Annotated in this window: 16 protein-coding genes; 5 read left to right on the top strand and 11 right to left on the bottom strand. The window is 51.3% G+C overall.

Features of this window, described 5'->3' with window-relative positions; all coding sequences use genetic code 11:
• Positions 1-21 precede the first annotated feature (21 nt).
• From M979_RS20150 to dolP, 4 genes are read left to right on the top strand one after another with little or no spacing between them, the layout of a single operon-like run.
• Positions 22-2,088: a penicillin-binding protein activator gene (locus M979_RS20150; RefSeq protein WP_064556164.1), complete on the top strand. Its 2,067-nt coding sequence runs from the start codon at positions 22-24 to the stop codon at positions 2,086-2,088.
• On the top strand, positions 2,046-2,441 hold the full coding sequence (locus M979_RS20145; RefSeq protein ID WP_034461284.1) for a YraN family protein: 396 nt from the start codon (positions 2,046-2,048) through the stop codon (positions 2,439-2,441). Before M979_RS20150 ends, M979_RS20145 begins: the two co-directional genes overlap by 43 nt.
• Positions 2,442-2,460: 19 nt before the next feature.
• Positions 2,461-3,051, top strand: coding sequence for a DnaA initiator-associating protein DiaA (diaA, locus tag M979_RS20140; protein WP_034461282.1), 591 nt, complete (start codon positions 2,461-2,463; stop codon positions 3,049-3,051).
• A 9-nt stretch (positions 3,052-3,060) separates the two neighbouring features.
• Positions 3,061-3,636, top strand: a complete 576-nt coding sequence (gene dolP / locus M979_RS20135; RefSeq protein WP_034461280.1) for a division/outer membrane stress-associated lipid-binding lipoprotein — start codon at positions 3,061-3,063, stop codon at positions 3,634-3,636.
• 84 nt (positions 3,637-3,720) lie between these two features.
• On the opposite strand, the gene M979_RS20130 is transcribed toward dolP, so the two are convergent.
• The 10 genes from M979_RS20130 to M979_RS20085 form a co-directional block, all read right to left on the bottom strand.
• Positions 3,721-5,631: a BglG family transcription antiterminator gene (locus M979_RS20130; protein WP_064556163.1), complete on the bottom strand. Its 1,911-nt coding sequence runs from the start codon at positions 5,629-5,631 to the stop codon at positions 3,721-3,723.
• 48 nt (positions 5,632-5,679) lie between these two features.
• Positions 5,680-6,831 (bottom strand): lactonase family protein, encoded by a 1,152-nt coding sequence (locus M979_RS20125; protein ID WP_064556162.1) that lies wholly within the window; start codon positions 6,829-6,831, stop codon positions 5,680-5,682.
• Positions 6,832-6,893: 62 nt separating this feature from the next.
• Complete coding sequence (dagF, locus tag M979_RS20120; RefSeq protein ID WP_064556161.1) at positions 6,894-7,634, bottom strand: 2-dehydro-3-deoxy-phosphogluconate aldolase; 741 nt, start codon at positions 7,632-7,634, stop codon at positions 6,894-6,896.
• Positions 7,631-8,749 (bottom strand): DgaE family pyridoxal phosphate-dependent ammonia lyase, encoded by a 1,119-nt coding sequence (locus M979_RS20115; RefSeq protein WP_064556160.1) that lies wholly within the window; start codon positions 8,747-8,749, stop codon positions 7,631-7,633. The genes dagF and M979_RS20115 overlap by 4 nt, the downstream gene beginning before the upstream one ends.
• Complete coding sequence (locus M979_RS20110; RefSeq protein WP_064556159.1) at positions 8,733-9,866, bottom strand: amidohydrolase/deacetylase family metallohydrolase; 1,134 nt, start codon at positions 9,864-9,866, stop codon at positions 8,733-8,735. The genes M979_RS20115 and M979_RS20110 overlap by 17 nt, the downstream gene beginning before the upstream one ends.
• 48 nt (positions 9,867-9,914) lie before the next feature.
• On the bottom strand, positions 9,915-10,556 hold the full coding sequence (locus M979_RS20105; protein WP_034461273.1) for a DUF4310 family protein: 642 nt from the start codon (positions 10,554-10,556) through the stop codon (positions 9,915-9,917).
• Positions 10,557-10,567: 11 nt separating this feature from the next.
• Positions 10,568-11,344: a DUF4311 domain-containing protein gene (locus tag M979_RS20100; protein ID WP_034461272.1), complete on the bottom strand. Its 777-nt coding sequence runs from the start codon at positions 11,342-11,344 to the stop codon at positions 10,568-10,570.
• 23 nt (positions 11,345-11,367) lie between these two features.
• Positions 11,368-11,664, bottom strand: coding sequence for a DUF4312 family protein (locus tag M979_RS20095; RefSeq protein ID WP_034461270.1), 297 nt, complete (start codon positions 11,662-11,664; stop codon positions 11,368-11,370).
• A gap of 2 nt (positions 11,665-11,666) precedes the next feature.
• The gene (locus M979_RS20090; RefSeq protein ID WP_064540533.1) at positions 11,667-12,029 is read right to left on the bottom strand and encodes an SFCGS family glycine-rich protein; all 363 of its coding nucleotides are present in this window, start codon (positions 12,027-12,029) and stop codon (positions 11,667-11,669) included.
• Between the two features lie 17 nt (positions 12,030-12,046).
• Positions 12,047-12,364: a glycine dehydrogenase gene (locus tag M979_RS20085; protein ID WP_064556158.1), complete on the bottom strand. Its 318-nt coding sequence runs from the start codon at positions 12,362-12,364 to the stop codon at positions 12,047-12,049.
• 451 nt (positions 12,365-12,815) lie between these two features.
• Here M979_RS20085 and M979_RS20080 point away from each other — a divergent pair, with 451 nt between their 5' ends.
• Positions 12,816-13,310, top strand: coding sequence for a glutathione peroxidase (locus M979_RS20080; protein WP_064556157.1), 495 nt, complete (start codon positions 12,816-12,818; stop codon positions 13,308-13,310).
• A gap of 323 nt (positions 13,311-13,633) precedes the next feature.
• On the opposite strand, the gene M979_RS20075 is transcribed toward M979_RS20080, so the two are convergent.
• Positions 13,634-14,941: a TRAP transporter large permease gene (locus tag M979_RS20075; RefSeq protein ID WP_064556156.1), complete on the bottom strand. Its 1,308-nt coding sequence runs from the start codon at positions 14,939-14,941 to the stop codon at positions 13,634-13,636.
• Positions 14,942-14,952: the final 11 nt, after the last annotated feature.

Genomic DNA, 14,952 nt, shown 5'->3' with positions numbered 1-14,952 from the left:
AAAAATTACACTGGATACAGAATGGTACCGTCTAAATTTATTCGTTCTAAAGCCGGGCGTTGTCTGCCTGTTATGTTGGCCGCGCTAATATTCGCCGGCTGTACAACTAAAGCACCAGACCAGTCTGCTGCCCATATTCAGGGCGAGGCAACTGCTGATTCAGCGTATTACCTGCAACAAATGCAGCAAAGTAGCGATGATAGCAAGACCACCTGGCAATTACTCGCCATTCATGCGCTGTTAAAAGAAGGCAAAATTAAGCAAGCTGTTGATCTCTACAATCAACTGCCAAAAGAGATGAATGAAGAACAGCGCCGTGAACAGTCGCTGCTGGTGCCTGAAATCAAAAATGCCCAGAAAGATTACGCAGCAGCAAGCACCGCACTGGCGAAAATCAACTCTGCTGAGTTAAATAAAAACCAGCAAACTCGCTATTACCAGGCCGTTATTGACGCAAGCCAGAACCGCCCATCTCTTGAACTTCTGCGCGCGTATATTGCACAAGAACCTATGCTGACTGGCCCTGCGCACCAGAAAAATATCGATGGTACATGGCAGACATTGTCACAGATGACCCCGGAGCAGATGAATTCACTGGTCATTAATGCCGACGAAAACACGCTGCAAGGCTGGCTGGATCTGCAACGCGTCTGGAACGATAACCGTAACGACCCCGAAATGCTGAAAGCCGGTATTAAAGACTGGCAAACGCGTTACCCGCAAAACCCAGGTGCGAAAACGCTGCCAACTCAGCTCAGTAATATGCAGAATTACAAACCTGCCTCTACTGAGAAAATCGCCCTGTTGCTGCCATTAAGTGGCCAGGCCGCTGTATTTGGCCGCACTATCCAGCAAGGTTTTGAAGCGGCGAAAAATATGGGTTCCGCCCCTGTCGCACAGACTACGGCTCCGGCACAAGTTGCTGATGCCAACGGGCAGCCAGTTGACACCACTCAGGCCGCATTGCCGAAACCCGTCGATCCCAATATGGTAGCAAGTCCGGCGGCAGCATCGGTTGATGATTTAACGCAACAACCTGCCGCAACTCCAGCTCCACAAGCGGCGCCACAAACACAGCCAGCAGCAGCGGCCGCTGCTCCAGCCAATCCGTCTGCGGAAGTTAAAGTCTACGACACCACCACACAACCGCTGGCTCAGATACTCGCTCAGGCCCAGCAAGATGGTGCAACGATAGTTGTCGGCCCTCTGCTTAAAAACAACGTCGATCAGTTAGCAACAACAACTTCTCCGTTGAATATCCTGGCGCTTAACCAACCAGAAAACGTGCAGAACCGTGCAAATATCTGCTATTTCGCCCTGTCGCCAGAAGACGAAGCGCGTGATGCAGCCGATCATATCTGGCAGCAAGGCCACCGTGCTCCGCTGTTACTGGTTCCGCGTAGCGCCCTTGGCGATCGCGTCACTAAAGCTTTTGCTGATGAATGGCTGAAGCTTGGTGGTGGCACGGTACTCCAGCAGAGGTTCGGTTCAACGGCTGAGCTAAAACAAGGGATTAACAGCGGTTCAGGTATCGCGCTGAGCGGCACTCCGGTTAACGCCGCAGCCGCTCAACCGGAAGCCGTGACCATTGGTGGGCTGACAATTCCGGCGCCACCAACCGAGGCACAAATTACGGGTGGTGCTTCCGGTGGCGTAGATGCAGCCTATATTGTTGCAACGTCAGACGAAGTCGCATTGATCAAACCAATGATCGCCATGCGTACCGGCAGCCGCAGCCCAGCGCAACTGTATGCCAGTTCGCGCAGCTCTCAGGGTGTAAGTGGCCCGGATTTCCGTCTGGAAATGGAAGGTTTGCAGTTCAGTGAAATCCCGATGCTTGCCGGCAACAACCCATCGTTGATGCAGCAAGCGCTGGGTAGCGTGAATAACGATTACTCACTGGCACGTCTTTACGCCATGGGCGTGGATGCGTGGTCACTGGCAAATCACTTCTCTCAAATCCGCCAGGTCCCTGGCTATCAGGTGAATGGCAATACCGGCACGCTTTCTGCAAACCAGGATTGCGTCATTAACAGGAAGTTAAATTGGCTGCAATTCAGTCAAGGTCAAATCGTTCCGGCATCCTGACCCGTCAACAAGCTGGCGCGCGCTATGAGTTAGAGGCGCGCCGCTTTCTTGAACGCAAAGGACTGCGTTTCATCGACGCAAACGTCCATTCTCGCGGCGGTGAAATCGATCTCATCATGAAACACGGCAGCGTTATCGTCTTCGTAGAAGTGCGATACCGCCGCTCAAACCACTTCGGTGATGCAGCCGCAAGCATCACTCGCCGTAAGCAACAAAAATTATTACACACTGCTTCGTATTGGTTAGCCCAAACATCAGGAAGTTTTGATACTGTGGATTGCCGTTTCGATGTGTTAGCCTTCACCGGCAATGAAATAGAGTGGTTAACCAACGCGTTCACCGCAGATGTTTAAAGTAACCAGGTAAACTAACGTGCTCGAAAGAATCAAAGTCTGCTTCACGGAAAGTATTCAAACCCAGATTGCCGCAGCGGAAGCTCTGCCAGATGCTATCTCCCGTGCAGCAATGACACTGGTTCAGTCTCTGCTTAACGGCAATAAAATCCTTTGCTGTGGCAATGGCACGTCTGCAGCCAACGCCCAACATTTTGCCGCCAGTATGATCAACCGCTTTGAAACTGAGCGCCCGAGTTTACCTGCCATTGCACTTAATGCGGATAATGTGGTCTTAACCGCGATCGCAAATGATCGTTTACACGAAGAAGTGTATGCCAAACAAGTACGTGCGCTCGGTCAAACCGGTGATGTTTTACTCGCCATTTCGACCCGCGGAAACAGTCGTGATATCGTCAAAGCGGTAGAAGCCGCCGTCACGCGCGATATGACTATTGTTGCGCTAACTGGTTACGATGGCGGGGAACTGGCCGGGCTATTAGGGCCACAGGATGTGGAAATTCGCATCCCTTCTCACCGCAGCGCGCGCATTCAGGAAATGCATATGCTGACGGTAAACTGCTTATGCGATCTGATTGATAATACGTTATTCCCTCACCAGGACGATTAAGGAGTACAGATGAAGGCATATAAGCCACTTGCAGTCCTTATTTCTGCGCTAGTGCTACAAGGTTGTGTCGCGGCCGCAGTTGTTGGCAGCGCAGCTGTCGCCACCAAAACGGCGACTGATCCACGCTCCGTCGGTACTCAGGTTGATGACGGTACGCTGGAATTGCGCGTGAACAGCGCACTGTCCAAAGACGAACAAATTAAGAAAGATGCGCGTGTTAACGTCAGTGCATATCAGGGCAAAGTGCTGTTGGTTGGGCAATCCCCTAACCCTGAACTCGCCTCACGAGCCAAGCAAATTGCGCTGGGTGTTGATGGTACGACCGAGGTGTACAACGAGATCCGCACCATGGCACCTATTGGCCTGGGAACGGCATCTAACGATACCTGGATAACCACCAAAGTGCGCTCGCAACTGCTGGCAAGTGACCAGGTAAAATCGACAAATGTGAAAGTCACCACCGAGAATGGCGAAGTGTTCCTGTTAGGTCTACTGACTGACAGAGAAGCCAGGGCTGCGGCAGATATTGCCAGCCGAGTCAGCGGTGTGAAACATGTGACGACGGCGTTTACGATTCTGAAGTAACCGCGCGGATGACGCTTCGCTTATCCACTCTACGTTCTTGTTTGTAGGAAAGATAAGCGAAGCGTCATCCACCATTACGTTCTCCTAAAACCTGCTCAAACAATCCATTGCTACTGCTTTAAACTCCTCAAAACTCTTGCTATCGCGCAAACGTGGCATCGCCCTTTCACGTAGAAACGTGACAAACAGATCGTAAATCGCCATCGCTTCTTCGTACTCGCTTTTACTGATAGCCAGCAAGAAGATGACATGCGCCGTTTCATCTCCCCAGCGAATACCTTGTGGTGCAAGCACGGTATACACCACGGTTTTGTTCGCCATCAGCCCCAATGAGTGAGGCAGTGCAATCCCCTCACCCAATACGGTGCTGACGATAGCCTCGCGCTCGACCACCGACGGATAAAAATCACCAGCGACATAGCCTTCGTCCTCAAGCTGCTGGCAAAGCGTGCTGAATAATTCCTGCTGCGTCATCGGCTCATCAACGACCCTGAAATGGCTGGCATCAAAGAATTTTTCCAGCATGTACGGGCGCGTGCGGTCCACCAGCACCAGTTTGCCCAGTTGCTCAAGTTGGTACTCTGTCGGGAACGGGGCCACTACCACGGTGGGCTTTTGTTTATCGCTAATGCGCGCCGTGGAAATAACAAAATCCTCTTCAACGCCGTCGAGCTGATCATAATCTCGCAGGGAAATGATCCGCGTGACCTCAATTTGGGGGTATTTACGCAGCAACATCGCCTGAATCATGCGGACCGTTGAATTGCCGGTATCGCAAACCAACAGCACGCGCGGATGGCGCTGATAACCAATGTTGTAGTGCCGCTCAAGCCCCACCCCAATATGCAGCACCAGGAAACCAATTTCGTTTTCACTGATGACATAAGGCGTGTATTTCCCCCAGCTCGACACCGCCGCAAGCGTCATGTCATAAGCCATCGGGTAGTGTTGTTTGATATTGCCTAGCAGGGGATTAGGAATATTTATCTGATAGCGCACACGGGTAATCATCGTTTTGATATGCGTGAGCAAATCAGCATGTAGCTGCTTATCGGTCAGTAGGTTGTAGTTATAGTTATTGTTGATAAAGCTCAGAATGTAATTCACCAGCGCTTCATCATCGTCAGCACTGATAACGCTCGCGGCTACCTCTTGCACCTGGCGCGAGGCAATATGAACTTGCAGCCATTGTTCTTCCGCCTCGGAAAGCGCTTTACCGGCAAGACCCTGTAGCAGTACGGTGATTTGTTTTGCGGCTTCGCGCACCGCTTCGTCTACATTTTCGGCGCTAAATTCCGGTAATGGGTAACCTTCGCTGATACGGCGAACCGCAACGGCGCAGTATAAACGGATAAACTGCTCACCTTCGTCAGTCAGACGGATACGGCAACGCGTAAAACAATTGTGCAGCTCTGCCGCCAGTTGTTCTGGTACACCGGCATTGAGCACTTCTTCAGTGAGCAGTGGATTTTCGCAATCTTCCTGTGTGAGTTTCCAGAGCAGCTCGGTCAGACAGGCACGCACCGACATTTCACTGCCAAACAGCTTCATGCCGTGGCGCGGGCGGGTTTCAATCGTCAAGTTGTAGCGAGCCAGCCACTCACGAACCTCAGCCATATCGCTTTGCAATGTCGCACGACTAACAAACCACTCTTCGGCCAGATCTTCGAGTTTTAAAGAGAAGGCGGACGTCAGAAAACGCACCACCAGATAATGCACACGATCCGGAGAATTACGCGGAATACGCAGTTGGCGCGAAGGCTGCTGCACAAGCGACTGATAGAGATCCCGATCGGCAATATTGAGTTGATAGCCTTCACCACGGCTAAGCACAAACTGGGCACCGTGCCCGGCCATTAACGCATTTAAAGCCGTGATATCTGTGCGTACCGTGCGAGTAGAAACAGATAAACGTCGCGCAAGCTCATCCTGGGGCAGCGTCTCGTTTTGCAGCATCTCAAACAACTGAGCCAGTCGAAGGTTTGGGAATCTCAAAGCCGTTTCCTTTCATTAAGCGGGCGCGCAAGGCGCCCGATACTGCAACTACTTAGCAGGCGTCAGAATCAACTGTGACGGACTTCCAACCGCACTGTAATCCTCAATAAACGTCAGTTTTCCACCCTCAGGCGACACACTAAAGCGAGTAATGTTATCGCTACGCTGATTCATGACGTAAAGGTACTTTCCATTCTGGTCGAGGGTTAAGGTGCGTGGGTAATCGCCACGTGTCCAGATATCATCCTGATGCGATAACTTGCCATTCGCGGTCACGCTAAAATGCCCAATACTGTTGTGCAAACGGTTCGCCACATACAGCTGTTTCCCGTCCTTACTCAACACCAGACCCGCAGCAAAGTTGGTTCCTTTGAACCCCTCTGGTAGCGAGGAAATGCTCTCGCCCTCGGTTAGGGTTCCTTTAGCTACATCAAGTTGGTAGTGGGTAAGCGTAGAAGATTCTTCGTTGATCAACCATAAGCCATCGCCCTTTGGCGTGAAGACAAAATGGCGTGGCCCCGCACCTTTTGATGAGGCATCAATGTAAGGAGGATCGTTGGGGGTGAGCTTTCCGGTGGAGTCATCGAAACGATATTGATAGATCCGATCCAGCCCAAGATCGGTGGTAAACACAAACTTCCCACTGGGATCGGCACTGATCATATGAGCATGTGGGCCGTTATGATCGCTTATCGCAAAACTACCTTCTACTGCGGCTTCAGGTTTGGCGGCTCCTGGAGGCCCGGAATCTTGTTGAGTATCGGTAGCTTCACCAAGGCTGCCGTCCTCTTTTACCGGCAACACGGCAACGGAGCCGCTGATGTAATTTGCCACCAGCAGATGGCGCCCGTTTGGAGTAAGCGACAGATAAACCGGCCCTGCTCCACCTGATGGAACCTGGTTTAGCTCTTTCAGGCTTCCGTCATCTCCAACACGTAAGGCTGCTATTACGCCCTTCTCCATTTCACTCGCCACATACAACGTTTTGCCATCATTCGATGCCGTTAGCTGTGCCGCATTTGGGATCTTACTGACTAACGTTTTATTGCTCAGTGCACCCGTTTTCGCGTCCACCTGAAAACGGTACAACCCTTCGCCATTGGGATTGTACGTACCAACCCAGGCATATTGATTCTGTGCTGTTGCAGTTCCAGCGAGCAGAGCAAGTGAAGCGATAAGGAGATTACGTGTTGCAGGCATTGGAGTTCCTCATTGTTTGTCGCATTTATAGGGCGGATAGGCGCAGCGCCATCCGCCGCCAATCAGCCAACCAACTTCTTCGTCATATCCAGCAAAGTGCGCACATCTTCCGGACGCGTATTACCGCTCGCTTTATCAATAATTGAGCTGTAAATATGTGGAATGATCTTGCTCACTCCCGCATCCAGAGCGATCTTCAGGATTTCTTCGTAGTTTTCGAGATCGATACCACCAGTCGGCTCCAGCCAGAAATCATGTTTTGCACAGGCCAGTGCCACAGCGTGGAACTCATCGCAGTATTTCAGCCCATCCATCGGGAAATATTTGATTGAGCTGCCGCCCATATCTTTAAGCAATGCAATAGCAGTATCTACCGGCACAATGCCATTAGAGGAGAGTGAGCTTAGCGGACCGGTGGAAATTTTCACCATGCCAACCATCCCCGTTGGGGAAACCAGGCCATTGACCACGCTTTCGTTTTGCCCAAGCAGCGCACGGCTTGCGCCCACGCCGGTAAATACCTGGTTTACATGCTGCGGTTGCACCAGGCGGGAGATTTCACTGACCATCGCCGACTGGTTCGGATCACCCGCGCCAAGGCCAACCGACAATGCATTGTCGATAAGCGTCGCGTATTCACGCATATCAGCCACGGCAGTTGCTACATCAGGGTAATTTTTAGAAAGCACGCCGACCAACACATGACCTTGCGCGGCGTCATAAATCTCTTTCGCGTTCTCTTTCGAACCCGCCAGCACGTTCAGGCATACACGGTCACGGTAAAAGTTCGGGGTCAGTTTCATGCCTGCTTCTCCTTGCTTACCAATGCGCTAATACAGTGATAAATAATCTCTAACTGTTGCGGGCTGACGCTACGCACATCGGCTTCGATAATCCCTTCATTGGCTTTGTAGCCGCGGAAGAAAATCGCGTACTCACCCTGTTTCAACGCGCTCACCAGTTCGCTGGTGCTGATGCCGATAACCGCTTCATCGAACTTAATCTCAGTACGCGCGATATCACGCCCTGCAGAATCCCACACTACACGGGCGCTCACGCCATTAAGGGTGTTGAGGCTACTGATAAACGGCGTCATTTTTTCGACCATTTGCACCCCACTCTCTTTGGCTGCTGTTAAGTAGTGTTCGATGGCACAGGTCAGTCCAAGAATGCCCTCTTTGCCCACTTTCATGGCGCGGCCAATACCGCCGGTTTGCAGCTTCACCCACTCAACGTACTGCGCTTTGCCAATTACCAGGCCGCTGGTTGGCCCTTCAATTGCTTTTGCACCGCTGTAAATCACCAGATCAGCACCTGCGCGGTAGTAGCACTGCAAATCTTCTTCTGCGGCAGCATCAACAATCAGCGGCAGGTTATGTTTGCGCGCCACGACCGCCGCCTGCTCAACACTGAGCATGCTTTTCTGTACCGAGTGATGCGATTTGATATACAAAATGGCGGCGGTACGCGGGGAGATGGCAGCAGCTAGTTGTTCGGCAGAGCATTCGTTGGCATAACCCGCTTCCACCACTTTGCCACCACCGAGATAAACCATGGTGCCAACCGGTGCGCCGAAGTTCACGTTGTGGCCTTTCGGCAACACAATTTCGTTATTCTCAAGTGGCGTGCCATGCAGGTTTTCTATCAGCCAGGCGTTATCCTTCACTAACACAGCCGCCACGGATTGCGCGATACCCGCAGATGCGCAAGACACCACCGTTGCGGCTTCAACGTCCAGTAGTTTGGCGATGTACTCCCCGGTTTTGTTCACCAGGTCTTTCATCTCAAAATAATGATTCATACCGTTAGCTACGGCTTCGACCACTTCCGGGCGCGGGGTAGAAACACCAAGTGCCGTCATGCGGCCAGATGCATTAATGACTTGTTTTAAATTGTATTTCTCATAAATCGAAGACATGTTCTTCCTTCCCTTGTTCGGTAACAAACCACTTCCCGGCGCGAACGGCGGCAAGTGCCACCAGCAGTTGTTCGCCCTGGAGCGTCTGACTTTCTGAATCGATAAAGATCGTCGGTTGACGGCGTTTGGCAAAAATAGTCAGGTCGCCATCAAGCCCCACGGATAAGCGCCCTTTATTCGTCAGGCGTAACCCTTGCGCTGCATGTGCGGTAACGCAATCAATCACTTGTGGCAGAGACATGCCAATGGAGAGGAATTTAGACATCACCACTGCGAGGCTATGTACCGGGCCGTTAATACGATTGCGGCAGTAAATATCGGAGCTGATGGTGTGGGGCAGAATCCCTTTACTGATAGCGATTTTCGCCACTTCGAAGCTGAAACTGGCGGAGCCGTGGCCCACATCGAGACGCACGCCACGCGCAATCGCACTGGAAATCGACGCTCGTAATTCACCAGCAGGCGTGAGAATCCGGTTCGGTTTGCCGTTGTAGCAGTGAGTAATGATGTCGCCGCTTGTCAGTAAATTGGCAATTTCATCAAGATCCGGCGGGTTATTACCGATGTGTACCATCAGTGGTAAATCACCATTTTCGCGCTGGATTTCTTTCGCACGTTCCAGCGGTTTGATGCCGTTTTCCCCTACTACGCTGCTGCTCATGCGCGCTTTGATGCCAACGATAAATCCAGGATGGCGCTTTACCGCATCACGCACGGCGATGTTGTCGATATTCGCCATATTCGACAGTTCGTTCTGTGCAATCAACCCGACACGCGAGACGTTCAGTAATGCGTAAACATCCGTCGTCGCTTTGCGAGTTAGCTCGTAAAACTCGTCGATATCGTCAGCGCCTGTGCTCCCGGCATCAATAACGGTCGTCACGCCAGTATTAATGCCGATGCTGTCAGGATCGTCATGATAAATGGGGGATTTTTGGTAGCAGTGGACGTGAGAATCAATCCAGCCCGCGCTGACGTAGTATTCGCCATTAAGCTGGCGCTCTTCTTTTGCCTCGCCTGTGATCTCGCCAAGCGCGGCAATTTTTCCATCCGTCAGCGCAATGTCGATGACGGTATCATCCACCAGACAGGCGTTACGCAGGATTAAGTCAAACATGGTTTTCTCCTGACTGGCGGGAGGCATACGCTTCCCGCCCAAAAAGGACTACAAAGCAATCGGGAAGAATGCCCCAAACAGCATTGCGCCAAGAATCGCGCCACCGGTAATCGGTTTATTCCACAGATAAAACAGCAGAGAACCAATCAAGGAGCCGATACCAATCGGAATGGAAGCGGCCATTGCGCTCAGGATAATCAACGGCCCAAGGAAGCGACCGGAAGCGTTGCCTGCGCCCATCATTACGTCCGCGCCGTAGGTTGAATTGCTCTGGTTGATGGTGAATTTACGCGCCAGAATAATCACATAACCAATCGCCAGGCCAATCACCAGGCCGGTTACCAGTGAAGCCGCAAAGTTCGCAACCGGGAAGATGATACCCGCGCCGAGTAACAGCGCTGGCACGCCCAGCCCAACACCGGTTTGAATCGCCCCGCCGATATCCAGAATCCCGACTAATGAGCCTTCAATGATGCGGGCAAACAGGAAGCTGGCACCAAATGCGGCGACTGCGCCATATACACCGGTATCTATCCCGGCACGCAGCATGGAAACAAACGCCACTTCGTTAAATGCGCCGATGCCATACAGGTAGTACATGTGTGTTCCGGCAAACACGCCGGAGGAAAGCAGGCCAACAAAAATCGGGAACGACCAGTCGGCGTACCAAAAACCTTTATTCTCTTCCATCACAGGCTCCCTTATTTTCCGCTCAGCGAGTTATGAATCAGATCCAGCCAGTTCGGCACAGTCAGATGGAAGGATTCGATCATTTTCATGTCGAAGCCGCGGAAGAAACCACTCAAGACAAATAGCGCGACAATCGCCACCATCATCACTTTAGTGACATGGTTCCAGCCGCTCTCTTCCACACCTTTACCAATCAGGATGCCGAGTACCAAACCAGGCACAGCGTTGCCCATAATCAGTTGTGCGCAGCCGCCGAAAATCGTCGCCCAGAAGCCTGATTTCTTACCGGCATCAATCGCCGCCAGCCAGAAGATCACTGGCATCACGGTGTTAACCAGCAGGTTCGCCGCAGGAACCAGAACTTTTACTGCGGTAACCTGTAATGCTGCCGGAACGGCGGAAGCGGTGGTGTTAAGGAAGGTAACGACAATCATGCCGATGACACCGCAAGCGATAGCCATCTTTTTCGGGTCATGCAGGGTTTGCGCGACGTTACGGTTTTTCACCATCAACGCGGCAGCGCCCCAGTTTGGGATAATGCGGTGGTCAACATCCTGGGTAAAAGCACCGGCCGCAACGGACGACGCCCAGGCGTTGAAGAAGAAACCTAAGCCAAATGAGAAGTGTGAAGCCGGGTCTCCTTCACAGGAGTTAAGTTCACCAAGAGTACGAAAAGCGCCCATCCCTTGAGTGGTTGGCGCGTGAAACATACGTGCAGCTCCAGCGCCAACACCTACGCCGACGAGCCCCCCGATTATTAGCGATTTTATTAGTATTATTAAGAACATCTGTCTGTCCTTTCTGTGTGATTTTAGGTCGTGGCGAAATCTACCTTATCGAGATTTATCGCTGTTACGTTGACCGAAACATCCAGCTCCACGCTGAACATGCGTTTTTCGCGCTTCAGAAAGAAGAACAAAAATGCCTCTTTCTTAACCTGTACCCGCGCCTGAACAACCTGCACATCCTGTGGCTCAATACGCAGTAAAATGTGGGGAGAAGATTTCAGAACCGAGCCCTGAACATGGTTCAGAGCATCGGCAAAGGCTTTGGCTTTGGTATCACCACGCCCCTTCACTCTCACCGTTTCTGAGAAGTGTTCTTTCATACTCACTTTCCGTACTTCTTGGCCCAGGCCTGCACCAGACGCTCGCCCAGTTCTTCTTTGTCCATAAAGCCGAAGCCCAGAACATTGTTGCCTTCGTTGATCGCAGTAACACCTTCTTCCACAGAGCGCATGCCGTACTTGGCTTTGTAGCCGTGTTTAGTCTGCGCGGTGATAGCCCCGGCACCACCGCTGCCGCAGAAAGAGATACCAAAGGTGGCATTTTCTGCTTTCATCACATCACCCAGTTTCATATCAGCAGCAACGCCTGCAATCACCACGGCGCGGCCACCCGCTTTTTCAATCCCTGCGGCCACTTTCTGGCCTTTACCCAAACGGTCGCCAATAACTACGGTAATCTGTTCCATCTGAATCTCCTGATTATTCAAAGATTGTCTTTCGCGACTTCGAAATGCACTGACAACAACCACGCTTCTTCAATCGGTAAATTGCCAAATTGCTCCACCACTTCTTTTGCCATTTCCAGAGAGTCATCAGAGATTTCGTCAAACAGGCTCTCTTCAACTTCTGGCAATGGCTCGCCGGTCAGTGACCTATGCGCCATGGCACGAACGTGGGATGCCAACATCTGTTCCTGCACCGCGTTCGGCGTGATGTTTCTGTTCTTTAGCAGCCTGGTGATAAACGCCAGCACTCGCTCTGTGAGTAGCGTTTTCTCGGTACTCCCGGCTTCATTAACCATTACCGCTCCGTCATTCACACTACGTACCTCTTCACTGTCAGGCTTTTAAGGTATCGGCGGGCGTTAAAGGTTTGTAGCGAGTTGTTTTCCACTTTGAAGTGGAAATCCCGCAGGCAAGAGTGATATGCACCACAAAAAGTGGCCGATTCATGATAATTCGCTGGGTTAATGTGATTAGTCTCACGAATTAGTGATGGTGAATGTATTGATGACAGTGTTAATTTTTGAGCGAAATTGTGATGTGATGGGCATTTTAGGGGAAGTATTGGAAAGGCTTATGAATGGGTATTGGGAGTTGGTTGGCGTCCCTCCGGGTACCCAATCCCGGTGCTTCCTCTAATTCATTGGCGTTACTATGAAAAAAAGATCCCGTATTGACTACGCGCCCGAGCAGCAACGCTGCTATGTGGCAATACTAACGTCAAACTGATTCTGCTCTGAGGATTTCGACATGACCACCTTTCATCAACTTACTGCCATCAGTCTGCGTGGCCAGCTCATCTCTATGGCCGACTACGCTGGCAAGCTGGTTCTGGTGGTCAATACCGCCAGCCATTGTGGCTTCACACCGCAATACGCAGGCCTTGAAGCGCTCTACAAGAAGTACGCAGACCAGGGGCTGGTGGTGCTTGGTTTCCCCTGCAACCAGTTCGGTAAGCAGGAACCCGGCGGTGCCGATGAAATCGCGCAGACCTGTCACATCAACTACGGTGTGAGCTTCCCGATGTTCGAGAAAGTGGAGGTTAACGGCCCAGCAACGCACCCGGTATTTCGTTACCTGAAAGACGAATTGCCAGGTTTGTTGGGCGGGCGAATCAAGTGGAACTTTACGAAGTTCCTGATTGGACGCGACGGCAAACCGCTCAAGCGTTTTGCACCGATCTCCACCCCGGAGAAAATGGAGGCCGCAATTGTTGCTGCACTTGAAATCGAAGTGCCCTTGTAATTCGAATCCTTTACTTTTAGAGATCTTCCGACTGGCATAATTGCCGCGCGGAATAAGAAAGGCTCTTCGTGAAGTGGTGGGTTGCGAAAAATCAGGATGGCAACTATCCAAGCTAACCCCGCATTCTTTCAGGAATTAGCGGCGCATTAGTGATGGGCGCGCTAAGGCTAATGACAAACCTTTTACCAGGTCGGATAAGCGCAGCGTCATCCGACAATACTGGTGAAAATGGTGGATGACGCTAACGCTTATCCCCCCTACAAAACCCGTTCATCACCCTTTGTAAGCAATCTGAGCGGGGACAAATCCCCGCTCAACTTCCCTTACTTCACCAGACCCATGCTCTGTGGCAGCGCCATAGAGATAGCCGGTAAATACGTTACCATCATCAGAACAATCGCAATCACCGCAAAGAAAGGCAGCAACGGTTTAATCACGCGCTCAATCTTAATATCCCCGACCTTACAGCCGGTAAATAATATTGGCCCTACCGGTGGCGTGATTGTGCCGAGCGATAAGTTGAACACCATCATGATTCCGAAATGCACCGGATCCATTCCAAACTGCATACAAATTGGCAGGAAGATTGGGGTGAAGATTAATACCGCAGGCGTTGGGTCCATAAAGGTGCCCACCAGCAGTAATACCAGGTTCATAATCAGCAGAATAACGATAAAGCTATCAGTTGCTGAAAGTAAGCCGGATGCAATCAATGCCGGAATTTTGGTAAATGCCATTACCCACGACATAATCGATGACGCTGCCAGCATGAAAATAACAATCGCTGTCATTTTCGCAGTAGCGAGGAAAATTTTCGGCAAATCTTCAACTTTAATGTTGCGATAAATAATGCCAAGAACCAGTGAATAAACCACCGCAATCGCGGATGCTTCTGTTGCGGTAAATACGCCGCCCAGAATGCCGCCGATAACCACAACGATCATCATCAGACTAGGAATCGCATCAAACAGAATGCGCAGCGTCTGGCCTTTATTGGCAGAACGATCAGCGACATAACCCCGGCGTTTAGCAATAAAACCAGCAACCAGCATTACGCCTAAGCCCCACAAAATGCCAGGCACGTAACCCGCCATAAACAGCGCAGAAATAGACACACTGCCCGCAACCGTTGCGTAAACAATCAAAGAGTTGCTTGGTGGAATCAGCATACCCGTTGGTGCAGAAGCGATATTCACCGCGGCACTAAACGCCGGGTCGTACTGCTCTTTTTTCTGGATTGGTGACATGATGCCACCCACTGCCGCCGCAGATGCCACACCAGAACCGCTGATCGAGCCGAACAGCATATTAGCCACGACGTTGGTTTGCGCCAAAGGACCCGGCAGGAAGTTACTAACCATTTTTGCACAGTTAATTAAACGAATGGCTATCCCGCCATTGTTCATTAAATTCCCGGCCAGAATAAAGAAGGGAATGGCTAATAGGGCAAAAGAGTCGAGACCAACAAAAACGCGTTGGGCAGAGGTTAATATCGCGCCATCTAACGGTAAAATAAGACACATCGCGGCGAAAGATGAAATCCCAATACTAATACTAATTGGCGTTCCCGCTAGCAGCAGAATAAATACGCCGCTAAACATCACCAGAGCAACAATAATTGCAATATCCATATCGACACCCA

Origin of the sequence: Buttiauxella noackiae ATCC 51607 (assembly GCF_001654865.1) — a bacterium.
GTDB lineage: Bacteria > Pseudomonadota > Gammaproteobacteria > Enterobacterales > Enterobacteriaceae > Buttiauxella > Buttiauxella noackiae.
Note: the sequence above shows the minus strand (reverse complement) of the source record. Positions and strands in the feature narration are given on the sequence as shown.

Excerpts from the sequence above, each read along its gene's own strand:
- M979_RS20105 (WP_034461273.1), bottom strand. The coding sequence starts at position 10,556 with ATGGAAGAGAATAAAGGTTTTTGGTACGCCGACTGGTCGTTCCCGATT.
- M979_RS20125 (WP_064556162.1), bottom strand. The coding sequence starts at position 6,831 with ATGCCTGCAACACGTAATCTCCTTATCGCTTCACTTGCTCTGCTCGCT.
- M979_RS20080 (WP_064556157.1), top strand. The coding sequence starts at position 12,816 with ATGACCACCTTTCATCAACTTACTGCCATCAGTCTGCGTGGCCAGCTC.
- M979_RS20095 (WP_034461270.1), bottom strand. The coding sequence starts at position 11,664 with ATGAAAGAACACTTCTCAGAAACGGTGAGAGTGAAGGGGCGTGGTGAT.
- M979_RS20085 (WP_064556158.1), bottom strand. The coding sequence starts at position 12,364 with ATGGTTAATGAAGCCGGGAGTACCGAGAAAACGCTACTCACAGAGCGA.
- M979_RS20090 (WP_064540533.1), bottom strand. The coding sequence starts at position 12,029 with ATGGAACAGATTACCGTAGTTATTGGCGACCGTTTGGGTAAAGGCCAG.
- M979_RS20075 (WP_064556156.1), bottom strand. The coding sequence starts at position 14,941 with ATGGATATTGCAATTATTGTTGCTCTGGTGATGTTTAGCGGCGTATTT.
- M979_RS20150 (WP_064556164.1), top strand. The coding sequence starts at position 22 with ATGGTACCGTCTAAATTTATTCGTTCTAAAGCCGGGCGTTGTCTGCCT.
- M979_RS20100 (WP_034461272.1), bottom strand. The coding sequence starts at position 11,344 with ATGTTCTTAATAATACTAATAAAATCGCTAATAATCGGGGGGCTCGTC.
- dagF (WP_064556161.1), bottom strand. The coding sequence starts at position 7,634 with ATGAAACTGACCCCGAACTTTTACCGTGACCGTGTATGCCTGAACGTG.
- M979_RS20115 (WP_064556160.1), bottom strand. The coding sequence starts at position 8,749 with ATGTCTTCGATTTATGAGAAATACAATTTAAAACAAGTCATTAATGCA.
- M979_RS20110 (WP_064556159.1), bottom strand. The coding sequence starts at position 9,866 with ATGTTTGACTTAATCCTGCGTAACGCCTGTCTGGTGGATGATACCGTC.
- dolP (WP_034461280.1), top strand. The coding sequence starts at position 3,061 with ATGAAGGCATATAAGCCACTTGCAGTCCTTATTTCTGCGCTAGTGCTA.